This window comes from Streptomyces sp. JLBJ103 (assembly GCF_058215575.1).
The window spans coordinates 6667411-6680243 of record NZ_CM177089.1 but is presented as its reverse complement, the minus strand read 5'-3'; the positions used below and the strand labels follow the sequence as shown (position 1 = coordinate 6680243).

Here is a 12833-nt window from a genome sequence, read left to right as displayed (position 1 = left end):
CCGTCCACCAGCGAACGTCGCGGGTGGACGGCCTCACGGGTTGTGAGCCCGCTCGCCGGGACCAGGAGTCGGGACCTGGAGTAGGGCGCGGACGAGGGGCAAGGCGGTGGAGGCCGTCCACCAGCGTGAAGAACGGCAAGGAGAGCATGGACATCCTGGAGGCGTATGACCTCGCCGGCAGCTACCGGGCGGCGGCCGATTCAGGGACGTCGTAGACGTCGTTGTGGTGTGCGTGGCCGGTCTGGTCTCGCTTCCGGGTCGTCATACGGGTCTTCGACGAGGCCCTGCCCACCATCGCGGCCTGCCTGGATGCCACGCTGCGGCAGATCGGCGGGGTCCCGGCCTACGACCCGGACGGCATCGGCCTCATGGCTCGCCGGCTTCGCTGAGGCCAGACGCGGGCCGCCCGGCGATGCCGCGTCGAGCAGGTGAGCCGCTGTCCGTTCGGGTGCCGCCCCGGCGCCCGCAAGGGCCTGGGCGGCTCTCAGGTGCAGCAGGGCGCGCGCCGAGCCCGGCACGGCATCGTAGAGGGCATGCCGGACGAGGTCATGCCGGAAGGCCAGCCGATCACCGGTATCCCGCAGCACTCCGGCGGCCTCGGCTTCGACGACGGCCCCGAGCAGTGTGTGCACCGGTGTGCCCAGCAGGGCCGCGAGATCGGTGATGGTGAAGCTGGTGTCCAGCACGGAGGCGACGCGTAACGTCTGGAGGACCTCGTCGCGGAGGTGGCGCAGCCGGTGGGTGATCAGGGTGGTCAGCGGCGGCAGGGGCGTGCCGGCGGCGATCTCGGCGACCCCGTCGCGAATCCCGATCGCCTCATCGCGCAGCAGGGCCGCCACCAACTCCGAGACATACAGCGGGTTTCCCGCCGCTCCCTCGGCCATGCGCCTCAGTCGCGGACCGGCCTGGGCGCCGCAAAGATCCGTCATCAGCGCCCCCACCGCCGGCGCGCTCAGCCCTGCCAGCCTCAGCACGGTGCGGTTGCGAACGCCCAGACTCCGGGAGAGCTGCTCCACTTCCGGGACCCTGGGAACCGGTAGGCAGGCGCCGACGACCAGAAGCAGTAGCTGGTGCACCGACCGCATCAGCCGGTCCAGCACCAGCAGACTCGCCGAGTCGGCCCACTGGAGGTCATCGAGGAACAGGGCCAACGGCCCCCGCGCACACAACTCGTCGACCAGGCCGAGCATTGCCTCGTACGCTGCTGAAGTCCGCCTCGCGCACCCCACCCATCGCACCCGGGACTCCGTACCGGGCATCGCCACGCAGGATCCTGGCAACCCGTGCCCGGAACGTGTCGGCCGACGCCGCGTCCACTCCCAGGCAGGCCGCGACCAGGGCGAACGGTTGCTGCCGTGTCACCTCCTGCGCCGTCCCGCACAGCACCTCCATCCCCACGAGGCCGGCGTTCACAGCCGCTGCCTCCAGCAAGGCCGTCTTGCCCAGCCCGGCCTCTCCGATCACGAACGCCGTCTGCCCCTCACCGGCCATCGCGGACACCGCCAGACCGGCCAGTTCCGCCGTCTCGTCCTTCCGGCCGACGAGTTCTCCCCCGGGACGGGCCATGCCCTCACCTCCGCGCATGCTCCTCCGCCGGAACTTTCCGGCGGCGGCTCGTCGCCGCGCTCGCGGTCCGCGTCCCAGCAGCCATCGGACGGCTCATGAGCGTGATGCCGTCGAGGTGGTGGCGGTGGTGATCGCATGGTCCACCAGCGCTATCAGGACGTCGCGGCAGGAGGAGCGGTCGCGGGCGTCGAACATGCACAGGCGGGTGTCCGGGCGCAGGGCCAGCGCCCCGCGGATCTGGTCGGCGGTGTAGGGCTGGCGGCCACCGAAGCAGTTGACGGCCACCACGAACGGGATGCCGCGCCTTTCGAAGAAGTCGATCGCGGCGAAGCTGGATTCCAGGCGTCGGGTGTCGACCAGGACCACGCCGCCCAGGGCTCCGACGGCGAGGTCGTTCCACATGAACCAGAAGCGTTGCTGGCCTGGAGTACCGAAGAGGTAGAGAACCAGGTCGGAGGTGAGAGTGATACGCCCGAAGTCCAACGCGACCGTGGTGGTCGTCTTCCTCTCGAGGCCGGCGAGGTCGTCCACGCTGAGGCCTGCCGTGGTCAGCACTTCCTCGGTGCGCAGCGGAACGATCTCGCTGACTGAGGCGACCGTGGTGGTTTTGCCAACGCCGAAGCCTCCGGAGATGAGGATCTTGACTGCGTCGGGGGCGGTGTCAGAGGCGGGCAAGACCGTCCCTCACTTTCTGCAGCAGTGCGATCTGCGGGCTGCCGGTCGGGTCGGGGGCCGCCTGGACGGGCGGGCGGGCGGTGATCCTGCCTGCTTCCAACAGGTCGCAGAGCATGATCGTGACCACCGAAACCGGAAGATCCATCTGAGCGGCGATCTCCGCGACGGCGGTGGGTCGGGGACACAGGCGCAGGATGCGCAGGTGTTCGGGCTGGAGAGCGCTGCCCACCGTGACCGGGGGGTGTTCCACCGCGTTCACCAGGGTGATCAGGGTGAAGACATCCTGGCTGGGCCGTGTCCTGCCACCGGTGAGGGCGAACAGCCGCACCAGGCGACCGTATCCGCTCACCGGGTCGGTCTCGCTCACCTCGTACCGGCCGTCAGCTGTGGATCTCCAGCCCGACGGAGGCCCGGCCCGCACCTCGGTCCCCAGCTCATGAAGGCTGTGCGTCAACGGATGGGCGTGTGGGGGTGCGCGGAGGACGTGGAGCGGCGCCGAGATGCTCGCCGATTCTCTTGACGAGCGTGTTCATCTCGAACGCGACCACGCCGACGTCCGCCGTCGCCGTGGCGAGGACTGCCAGGTAGGCACCGGCGCCTCCAGCGGTGAGGACCAAATAGCCCTCCCGCATCTCGATCAGTGCCTGGGTCACCGCCCCGCCGTCGAAGTCGGTGCAGACGCCGCGTCCCAGACTCATCAGGCCCGACGCCGTGGCCGCCAGGCGCTCGGCCTCGGGCCGGGCGAGGGAGGTGGACTTGCTGACGACCAGTCCGTCCTCTGAGAGGACGACGGCGTGGCGGACGTTGGCGACCTGTTCGACCAGGCCGGTCAGCATCAGGTCCAGTCCGCTGTGGGGGTCGGGTGTGGGGGGTGTGGACATCGGTCGTTCTCCTGGAGGGGGGCGGGATCGGCAGCAGCGGGAGGGGACGTCGTACGGCTTATCGGCGGTGCCGCGGCGGCTCGCCGGAGTGCCGCGCCTGCGTGGTACCGCGCTGGAACGCGGACATGGTCCGCGCGGCCTGCTCCGCCGAGGGCAGGGGTCCGGCGGACGGGGTGTGCTGCGCCTCGAGGGTCGGGGTGTGACGCAGTTCCTGGGCCAGGCTGGCCTGGGGAATGCGTTCCGGAAGGGGCGGCAGCGAACGGGGTGGGTCCTGGTCCGTAGCGGTACTCCCGTTCGCCGTGGGGGCAGGGGCGAAGGAGACCGGTGCCATGGGGGCAGCCTGGGCGGGCGAGTCGACGGGAGCTCCCGCGCGCCGTGGCGCGAACACGTCGGGCTCCTCGGCGTCGAGACCTGACGGTGCCGGTGCCGGTGCCGGTGTCTGTGCCTGCACCTGTGCCTGTGCCTGTGCCTGTGCCTCGGCGGCGTCGCCTCGCTGAGCGGTCTCACGGACGACCAGCACCTCGGGAATCAGGACGACCGCGGACGTGCCACCGAAGGCCGACGCCCTCAACGTGATCTTGATGCAATGGCGGTCGGCGAGCCGGGCGATGACGAACATCCCCAGTCGGGCGTCGTCTTTCAGGGAGAGCACATCGAAGGGGGGTGGTTCGGCCAGCCTCTGGTTGGCCACGGCGTATTCCGGGTCGGACATCCCGACGCCGCGGTCTTCGACTTCGACGGCGACGCCCTTCCCCACGGTGTCCCCTCTGACGAATACCGGACAGACGGGCGGCGAGAAGTGGACAGCGTTCTGCACGAGTTCGGCCAGCAGATGGATGACGTCGGCGACCGCATGGCCGGCGAGACTCACCCGGTGATCAGCGCTCACGGTGACGCGCTGGTATTCGGAGACCTCACCCACCGCGCTGCGCAGCACATCCGCCAGGGCAACGGGCTCGTTCCAGCGGCGCCCCGGGCTGCCGCCACTGATGACCAGCAGGTTCTCCTCGTAGCGGCGCAGTTGGCTTGCCCTGGAGTCAAGCTGATACAGGTCCTTGAGGACATCCGGCTCCTGGTGCTTGCGCTCGAACTCGTCCAGCAGGGCGAGCTGGCCGTTCACCAGGTTCTGGGCGCGGCGGACAGTGACCAGGATCGCCTTCTGAAAGCCACGGCGGGCCTCGGCCAGGGTCACCGCGCTGCTGATTCCGGTGCGCTGCACGGCGTTGAACGCCTGGGCGACCTGACCGATCTGGTCGGTGCCGTAGTCCAGCTCCATTGCCTCGGCTTTGACATCGACGGTCTCACCGCGGTTCAGCCGGTCGACCACGTCCGGAAGCCGTTTGTGGGCCAGCTCCAGGGTGGCCGCCTTCAGCCCGGCCATACGGCGCAGCAAGGAGCGGGAGACGCGCCACGAGAGCGTGGCGGAGATGATGACGGCGAGAAGCCCCGCAAGGCTGATCGCACCCTCGTGACGCAGCGTTTGGTAGGCGGTGTCGTTCTGCGACGCGAGCAGCTTTGTGCCGTCGGCCGCGATCTGGTCCTCCAGCCCGGCTTCGACCTGGTCCAGGGACGAGCGCCACTGGGCAGCCGCGGGCAGAGCCGTGCCGGAACGGGACTCGGCGCGCGCCGTGATGACGGCGTTCTCCACCGCCACCATTCTCTTCCACGCGGCGGTGTTGGTCACCTTCGCCACCGCGGCTTGTTCGGAGCGGGACTGGATGGAAGGCAACACGGCGAGGAGTGACCGCTGCAGGCCCAGCGGTGACATGAACGCGACCCGCTGCTCCGGGCTCATTTTGCCGGAAGGCAACGCCTGGGACATCACGGTGTCCTCCATGTGGATCGCCTGCTCGATCTCGATAAGCATCGAAAGTGGCTGAGCCTGCGACACCAGTGACCCCTGAGGTACCTGGCGGACCTCGAACACCGACGTTATCTCCATGTTGATCAGGGAAGTGAACGCCGCGATCACCTCGGGTCCGCTGACAGCCCTTTGATCGATTCCCGAGCGAAGCCGCTTCAGTGGAAATCGCTCCAGTGCTTCGACGAACGGCATTTCGGCGTTTCGGACATGAGCGGGGGCGTCCGCAAGCTTCTGACGCAGATTTCCCAGTGCCCTGACGGAAGCATCCGTCCTGTTTCGCTGGCTTTCCAGAGCGCTAGGAGAGGCATCCGAGTCAGCCAGCCAACCGGCGCTCTTACGAAGCTCCACCTCAAGATTCCAACGGAGGCTGTTCAATCGGGGGTCGATAGTGCGACCGAGACGTGACTGCTCGGCCAGATCCATCCCCTGGGAAAGCAACTGGTACGTATTCTCGGCCCAGATGAGGGCCAAGGCTGTACTGGGGACCAGGGCGAGCGTGAGAAGCGAGGTGAGCAGGGATCTCCGTCGGCGCCAGTGCTTTCTCCGTGGTGCCATGTGACGTCCTTGTGCGGGGAGGGAGCTGGGCGGCCGAAGGGGCGCCATGGCAATGCCGGGTAACGGCGCCTCCGGCCCCATAGCGCACCGTTACGCTAGCAGCGTCTTACCTGTTTCGACACCAGTCGCCGCGACCTGATGGTTCATCAATTGCCATCTGCCTCCCATCATGACGGATCGGCGGTGGCCTTGATCGCCGCATGCGACATGGTTCGGGTAACCGCCGTCCCGTCAGGCTCGGTGGATTCGGGAAAACTTCTTCCCGGACCGCCGGCACCTGACCCAAGTGGCGACTGAGTGCCTTTCAGAGGGGAAAATCTGCGTTGCGCTGCGGACCGCTGACGCTTTACGGCCCGGTAGCGTTATGTTGCCAATCCGTACCGTCACCCCGATTCCGCTCCGCGGTGATCTGCGGCAATGAGCAAGCCTCACGACCGGGATGCGCCCCCACGCCGGGCGGGGCCCCGGCACCTTCGGTATCCCGGCGCCGCGCTGCCGTCGCATCCGAACCCAGCGCGCCCGGAGAAATATCCGTCAGTTGACGCATGTAAGGCACATCTCATTTGCGCAGATTGCCACTCGTGGGGCCCGGCGGGCAGTACCTGTCGCCCTACGAACCTGACCGTGCTTTCCAGGGGTTCGCGGGGCTACGTCACGTTCCCTGCAGCCCGGTCCCCCCTGTCGGCCCGGACGGGCATGGCACAGAGAAGGGGAAGAGAAAAGCAATGATCATCAGTCTGCGAAGTCACACCGCGCGACCACGCGGAAGCCTCGCACTGCTGGCGGCATGCGTGACGGCCATCGGACTCGCGGCATCACGGTGACGGCGGTGGCCCAAGCCCTGCAGATCGCTCAGAGTCTGGTGACGCTCTTCTTCTGACCGAGGTCCCCGGCGGGCCCCCGGGTGTGGTCAGCGATACCGCTGGCTCATTCGGGGGTCCGACGTTTCCCCATCATCGTGGACACCTGTCTCACGCCATCAGATCGTGGGCGCTTGCCCGGCCGGGACGGACCGCGCCTCAGCTCGGCCAGAGTTGACCGCCTTCTCGCTCTGAGCGATCCACTCCTTGACGGCGCCTCCCGGACCGAGAACAAGACCCAGCCCGTCGACGACGCGGTCCTGCGGCCGATACTCGCCGCCGCCCTGTTTCTGGTGTCCTCCCTGGGACCGCACGCTGTTGGACCCGCCCTGTCCCGCTCGGAAATACGATTTTGCCTCTGGCCTGCGGCTTCTCCGCACCGGGCGGCGGCCTGCACCGCGCCTGGGATGATCTGCCGATGACACTGTCGATCGTCACCGCGCTGGTCCGGAACCTGATCAAGGTGCCCGCTGCCATGCTGCGCAGCCGCGTGGCCAAGGACGCGGAAGTCTTGGCGTTGCGGCACGAGAACGCGGTCCTACGCCGCCAGATCGCCCGAGTCCGCTACGAGCCCGCCGACCGAATCTGGCTCGCCGTCCTTTCCCATCTGGTCCCGCGACAACGCTGGCGCCACGTATGCGCAGTCACCCCCACCACACCGCTGGCCTGGCACCGGCACTCCTGGCGCGGAAGTGGACGTTCCCCCAGCACCGCCGCCCCGGCAGGCCGTCCACCGCGCCCACCATCAAACAGCTCATCCTGCGCCTGGCCAAGGAGAACAACACATGGGGCCACCGCCGCATACAGGGCGAACTCGCCCGCCTCGGCTACCCGATCACCCCATCCACGGTCTGGGAGATCCTTCACGCGGCATCGATCCCGCTCCGCACGCTCCGGCCCAACCTGGCGTGAATTCCTCACCGCCCAGGCCCACGGCATCCTCGCCGCCGGCTTCCTCCACATGACACCATCGCGCTCAAGCGCCTGTACGCCCTGGTCTTCATCGAACACGACACCCGGCGCCTTCACCTCGCCGGCGTCACCGCGCGCCCCACCGCCCGGTGGACCGTCCAACAGGCCAGAAACCTCACGATGACACTGGGGTGCCGGATGGACACCCTGCACTTCCTCCTCCGCGACCGGGACAGCAAGTACACCAGCACCTTCGACGCCGCCTTCCAGGCCGACGACGTGAGGATCCTACTCAGCCCGCCTCGGGCACCAAAGGCGAACGCAATCTGCGAGCGAGCCGTGGGTACCGTACGCCGTGAAGTCCTCGATCGAATCCTGATCTACAACGAGGCCCATGCCCAAGCAGTTCTGACCGAGTACATCAGGCACTACAACCGGCACCGCCCCCACCAATCCCGGCAGCAACTATCCCCAGACAGTACCGAACCTCCCGCACCGGCCGACGCCACCGACATCCAAGCCCACCAAATCCAACGACGGCCCGTCCTCGGCGGACTGATCAACGAGTACCGCCAAGCTGCCTGAGCAAAAGACGTCGCCGTGCTCACAGACCGAATCGTATTTCCGAGCGGCACAGGCGTCGGCGGCCTGCTCGGTCAAGCCTCGCTGGCGGGGCAGGGTCATTGCGCTTCTCCCTCACGGTGGTCACCGCCGCTTTCACGACGACGTCGGAGCAACTGGTCATAGGGGGTCACCGAGGGCAGCGGCCTGGTGTCCGGCGGAAGATGAGCCAGGCGCCACTCGTGCAGGGACGTCACCGTCGCCGACAGCTTGCTGGACACCATCTGGCCTGCTCCGCGAGTGGGTTCGGTCTCGGCCTGGGCGGCCTTGCGAGCCTCCAGAGCAACAGCGTCCGCGGTCATGGCCCCGGCCCGCAGAGCCGCGGCGAGGCCGGCGACGTGGATCAGAGCCTCCAGGTAGTGGTCCAGATCCAGGCGGACGGCGCCTTTGGCGATCAGCCTCTCGTGCCGAGCCACTTCCACGTTCTTGTCGTAAACCACCAGGTGAGAAGCGTGCAGCACGACCCGAACCCGTCTCCCGATCAGCCTGATCGGGACCGAGTAGCGGTTGGTGCGGACAGCGATCTGGCTGTAGCGGTCAACCCGGGGTGTGAACAGCCGACCCGTCTCGAAAGGTTCGTCGGGTAGCGGTCGCAGCAGCGGCTGTTCGAGCGCGAAGCACTCCGCGACCGTCTTGGATCTCCCCCCCGATGCGGCGTGCGTCGTCCTGCCGGTCCCACTGCTCGACCATCTCATTCAGTTCAGCGAGCGAGGAGATCTCGGAGACGGGAACGAAGTGGTTGCGGCGGAAGTAGCCGATCTGGCCTTCGACTCCGCCCTTCTCGTGGGCGCCTTCGATGCCAGGTCGACAGTAGAAGCTCTCGATGCCGAAGTGCGATTTGAACGCGATCCACCGGTCCGTTTCCACCCGGGCCCGACTCAGTCCCAGCACCTGGGCGACAGCGGCCTTGAGGTTGTCGTAGCGGACCTTGCCCCGCGGGACCCCGCCCAGCGTCCGCAGCGCGTGGACGTGGCCTTCAAAGAAGGCTTCCTGGCCGGCCGAGGCGAACACCCGGTGGACGGCCGTGCTCCTCGACCAGCCGATGAAAGATCCGGGTGACCGTGTGCCGCTGTTTGCGCGGCGCATCCAGATCCGACCGCAGGATCTCGTCGATTACCGGCTTGAACGGGTCCAGGGAGGATGCCCGGGGCGGGAGCTGCTTGCGCGGCTCCGGCCAGGCCGAGTCCAACGCTTTCCGCACCGTCCGCCACGTCACGCCGTACTTGCGCTCAAGCTCCCGCATCGACATGCCGAACCGCGATGGTCACGCCGGATTGCCGCGTACAGCTCGACCTTCGACATCTGCGGCATGACCAGCACCTTTCACCAGGAGCAACCCGATGCTGCCCTGGCAAGAGACCTGGTGCCTCCCAAACTCATCAACATCACTCGACCATGGTTTGGGGTACCTCCCAAACTCATCGACAAGTGACATCGCTACTGCTCGATAAAGCCAGGCAGGGGAGTGAGACGAACGCCGAGGGGTACTGCGGGCGGCAAGCGGAGCAGACACAGCACCTATTCCTTCAGGGTGTGCTGTGCGGGCATCTGATACGGCGTTACCGTGCTGGCGTGAGCTTGGTCTTGGGGAGGGAAGAACGGGGATGCTGGAATAGGCATTTGTGGCGTTGGCTGCGGCAGGTGGGACCGCAGTGGTGCAGGCTGCCGGAGACGGACGTGTGGACCGGGCTGCGGCAGGCCGTGGCACGTTGGTTCGGCCGGGGCGACGGGCAACGCGAGCCGGCGGAGTGGCTGCGGGCGGATCTTCCAGGTTTCGCTCCCACCCGCCGCTCTGGCGTATCACCCGATCGAGGGTATTCACCGCTGGGAGCCCCAGGCGGCCCCCCTGGTTCGGAAGGGTAGCGGCACCGGCATGCCCTGGTAGGCGAACAGGGAGAGGAGTGCAAGTGGACAGCGAACTGGCGACCCTGGCGTCAGCTGCGGCCACGGCCCTGATCGGGGCCATGGCCACGGACGGGTGGAACCGGACCAGACAGGCGCTGGTGGACCTGTGGCACGCGGTGCGGCCGCAGCAGCGGGACGATGCGCTAGCCGCCGCGCTGGAGGAGACGCGGGCCGAGCTCATGGAGGCGCGGCAGCGCGCGGACCTCGCGGCCCAGGACGAGATCCTAGCCCGGTGCCAGCGCTTCCTGGGCGAGCTGCTGGCCGCCGACGCCGGAACCGCCGAGCGGCTCAGTGCCGTGCTCGGGCTCGAAGCACATGGGGCCGCCGGGCGAGGGGCAGGCGAGGTCCGGTTTGGATCGGCCACCCACTACGGTTCGGGCGACATCAACCAGGTCGGCCGCGACCTGTCCATCCACCAGGGGCGGCGATCGGCCCTCCCGCCCCCCGCCGACGCCACGCCCGGCGAGGACCCGGACCGTGGATGAGGCGGCAGGCCCGTCCACTCCGCACCGCCGGGGGCGGCCCGGCAGTGCCGACCGATCGGCAGAGCGGAGTCCCGGCGCCCCGGGCTCGGCGGTCCATCAGGGGTACGGCGACATCAACCAGGCCGGCCGCGACTTGGTCGTCCACCTGCCGCTGCCCGCGCCCCTGCCGCCGCCCCGACAGCTCCCCCCGGACGTCCGGTACTTCACCGGCCGCAGTGCCGACATCGCCCGGCTCGACGCAGTTCTCTCCCAGAACGGGGGCGGTGGCCCCGGACCGGTCCTGGTTTCGGCGATCGCGGGCACGGCCGGAGTGGGTAAGACAGCTCTCGCGGTGCATTGGGCCCACCGGGTCCGTGAGCGGTTCCCGGACGGGCAGCTCTACATCGATCTGCGCGGCCATGCCGGAGGGCTGCCGGTCGAGCCGGCCGAGGCGCTGAGGACGTTCCTGACCGCGCTGAACGTGCCGCCCGCCCAGGTCCCCACCACGCTGGCCGAGCGCCAGGCGTTGTACCGGTCGAAGCTGGACGGCAGCCGGGTGCTGGTCGTCCTCGACAATGCCGCAACTCCGAAGCAGGTGCGGGCTCTGGTGCCGAACAGCCCGTCCTGTCTTGTGCTGGTGACCAGCCGCAGCGACCTGGCCGGGCTGGTCGCGCTGGACGGCGCTCAGCGCGTCACCCTGGGCCTTCTGCCGCCCGACGAGGCCGTCGCTCTTCTGCGCAGGATCGTCGGCGCGGAGCGGATGGACTCAGAGGCCGACGCCGCAGCAGCGTTGGCCGGGGCCTGCGCCTGCCTCCCGCTCGCGCTGCGGATCGCGGCGGAGCGCGTAGCCGCACGGCCACACAGCAGCCTGGCCGACCTGCTGGACGAGCTCGAAGCCGACCGGCTCGACACGCTCGGCGTGCACGATGACCCGGCAGCGGCCGTGCGCGTGATCTTCTCTTGGTCGTATCAGGTCCTCGCTCCTGACCAGGCGCACCTGTTCCGCTTCCTGGGCCTGCACCCCGGTCCGGACATCGGCCTACAGGCCGCGGCTGTGCTGGTCGGCACCGCGCCGGACCGCGCCCGCCGGCTGCTGCGCGGGCTGGCTGGCGTGCACCTGCTGGAGGAGACCGGGCCCGACCGGTACCGCTTCCACGACCTGCTGCGCGACTACGCGGCCGAGCGTGCCGAGACCGAGGAGGCCGAGCCCGACAGGGCCGCCGCGGTGCACCGGCTGCTCACCTGGTACCTGCACACCGCCGACGCCGCCGACCGGATCCTGGTCCCGCCCCGCCGCCACGTGCTCCTCGACCCCCCTGAGGCGTCTAGCCGACCGCTGTCGTTCACCACCCGTCGGCAGGCGCTGGACTGGTGCGAGGCGGAGCGGGCCAACCTGGTAGCTGCCGTCCGCTCGGCTGCCGAGGAGGGCCTCGACGCCCTCGCATCGCAGCTCCCAGTGGCGATGGTCGGTTACTTCTACTTGCGCAAGCCCTGGGGTGACTGGACGGCCACCCACGAGGTCGGCCTCGCCGCAGCCCGGCGCTCGGGGGATCGGCGCGGCGAGGCATGGCTGCTGTGCAACCTCGCGGACGCCTACTACGATCTCGGCCGGCTTCAGGAGGCCCTGGCCCACTACCGTCAGGGCCTGGCGATCGCCCGGGAGATCGGCGACCGCTGGGCCGAAGGCTTCGCGCTGCACGGTATCGGTGCGGCCCTGGGACGGCCTGAGGATGCGCTCGTCAACTACCGGCAGGCGCTGGCAATCGCCCGGGAGATCGGCGACCGCTGGGCCGAAGGCTTCGCTCTGAACAACCTGGCCGGAGTCAAACACATGCTGCACCGGTCCGAGGAGGCCCTCGACGACTACGAGGAGGCGCTGGCCATCCGGCGGGAGGTCGGGGACGCCTGGGCCGCGGGCACCACGCTCCACGGCCTCGGCGACGTGCACCAGGACCTCGGCAGGCACGACCGCGCGGCCGAGCTGTACCGGAGCGCGCTGGCCACCCGCCGTGAGGTCGGCGACCGGCACGGCGAGGCTGAGAGCTGCTACCGCCTCGGGGATGCGCTGCACGCCAGCGGCAGCCCGGAGGCGGCCCGCGCGTCCTGGCAGCAGGCGCTGGACCTCTTCGAGGCCCTGGACGACGACACCCTGGCGGGCGTGGTGGCCGTACGGCTGCGGGACCGTCCCGATCCGCCAACCACAACCGACAAAGGGACATCAATGTGAGACAGAAGGGCGGGGGACATGAGCTGAGACAACCACAGAACGGCAGGTCAGTGGCGCCCCCGAGGACGTCAGAGGCGCCCCAGAGGACGTCAGAAACGAGAACCTACAACGAGGGGACCAGCGGACCGGGGCTGTCTCGGGTGCCTGCCGACGGGATGCACTGCACACTCCTGCACGCTGTGGGGCTGGGACGCGGCGCCGTCGATGTCGACGCGCTCCTCGACGACGTCCGGACTTCCGCACGGGCCTTGGAGCCTGTCATCCTGACCTTCGACCGGCCCTCCGTCGGCGCCTTCGCCGTCG

The 12833-nt window shown here is 68.9% G+C and carries 8 protein-coding genes and 2 pseudogenes; 3 read left to right on the top strand and 7 right to left on the bottom strand.

Going from position 1 to position 12833, the window contains the following annotated elements; genetic code table 11:
• Window positions 1-200: 200 nt before the first annotated feature.
• The 6 genes from AC4BEG_RS29545 to AC4BEG_RS29520 form a co-directional block, all read right to left on the bottom strand.
• Window positions 201-1190 carry a hypothetical protein gene (locus AC4BEG_RS29545; RefSeq protein WP_490702745.1) on the bottom strand — a complete coding sequence of 330 codons (990 nt, stop codon included), beginning with the start codon at window positions 1188-1190 and terminating at the stop codon, window positions 201-203.
• Window positions 1132-1566, bottom strand: coding sequence for an ATP-binding protein (locus AC4BEG_RS29540; RefSeq protein ID WP_490702744.1), 435 nt, complete (start codon window positions 1564-1566; stop codon window positions 1132-1134). The genes AC4BEG_RS29545 and AC4BEG_RS29540 overlap by 59 nt, the downstream gene beginning before the upstream one ends.
• A gap of 93 nt (window positions 1567-1659) precedes the next feature.
• Window positions 1660-2241, bottom strand: a complete 582-nt coding sequence (locus tag AC4BEG_RS29535) for a GTP-binding protein (protein ID WP_490702743.1) — start codon at window positions 2239-2241, stop codon at window positions 1660-1662.
• On the bottom strand, window positions 2228-2590 hold the full coding sequence (locus AC4BEG_RS29530) for a DUF742 domain-containing protein (RefSeq protein ID WP_490707248.1): 363 nt from the start codon (window positions 2588-2590) through the stop codon (window positions 2228-2230). The genes AC4BEG_RS29535 and AC4BEG_RS29530 overlap by 14 nt, the downstream gene beginning before the upstream one ends.
• 85 nt (window positions 2591-2675) lie before the next feature.
• On the bottom strand, window positions 2676-3122 hold the full coding sequence (locus tag AC4BEG_RS29525) for a roadblock/LC7 domain-containing protein (protein WP_490702742.1): 447 nt from the start codon (window positions 3120-3122) through the stop codon (window positions 2676-2678).
• Window positions 3123-3180: 58 nt separating this feature from the next.
• Window positions 3181-5457, bottom strand: a complete 2277-nt coding sequence (locus AC4BEG_RS29520) for a sensor histidine kinase (RefSeq protein WP_490702741.1) — start codon at window positions 5455-5457, stop codon at window positions 3181-3183.
• Window positions 5458-6819: 1362 nt separating this feature from the next.
• Between AC4BEG_RS29520 and AC4BEG_RS29515 the strand changes: the two are divergent.
• A pseudogene (locus tag AC4BEG_RS29515) lies at window positions 6820-7898 on the top strand (integrase core domain-containing protein).
• Between the two features lie 95 nt (window positions 7899-7993).
• Here the strand turns inward: AC4BEG_RS29515 and AC4BEG_RS29510 are convergent.
• Window positions 7994-9245: pseudogene (locus AC4BEG_RS29510) on the bottom strand (IS21/IS408/IS1162 family transposase).
• Window positions 9246-9841: 596 nt separating this feature from the next.
• Here AC4BEG_RS29510 and AC4BEG_RS29505 point away from each other — a divergent pair.
• Together AC4BEG_RS29505 and AC4BEG_RS29500 are read left to right on the top strand one after the other, a co-directional pair.
• The gene (locus AC4BEG_RS29505) at window positions 9842-10324 is read left to right on the top strand and encodes a hypothetical protein (RefSeq protein ID WP_490702740.1); all 483 of its coding nucleotides are present in this window, start codon (window positions 9842-9844) and stop codon (window positions 10322-10324) included.
• Window positions 10317-12530, top strand: a complete 2214-nt coding sequence (locus AC4BEG_RS29500) for an ATP-binding protein (protein ID WP_490702739.1) — start codon at window positions 10317-10319, stop codon at window positions 12528-12530. The genes AC4BEG_RS29505 and AC4BEG_RS29500 overlap by 8 nt, the downstream gene beginning before the upstream one ends.
• The last annotated feature ends 303 nt before the right edge of the window (window positions 12531-12833 follow it).

Excerpts from the sequence above, each read along its gene's own strand:
- AC4BEG_RS29545 (WP_490702745.1), bottom strand. The coding sequence starts at position 1,190 with ATGCTCGGCCTGGTCGACGAGTTGTGTGCGCGGGGGCCGTTGGCCCTG.
- AC4BEG_RS29540 (WP_490702744.1), bottom strand. The coding sequence starts at position 1,566 with ATGGCCCGTCCCGGGGGAGAACTCGTCGGCCGGAAGGACGAGACGGCG.
- AC4BEG_RS29525 (WP_490702742.1), bottom strand. The coding sequence starts at position 3,122 with ATGTCCACACCCCCCACACCCGACCCCCACAGCGGACTGGACCTGATG.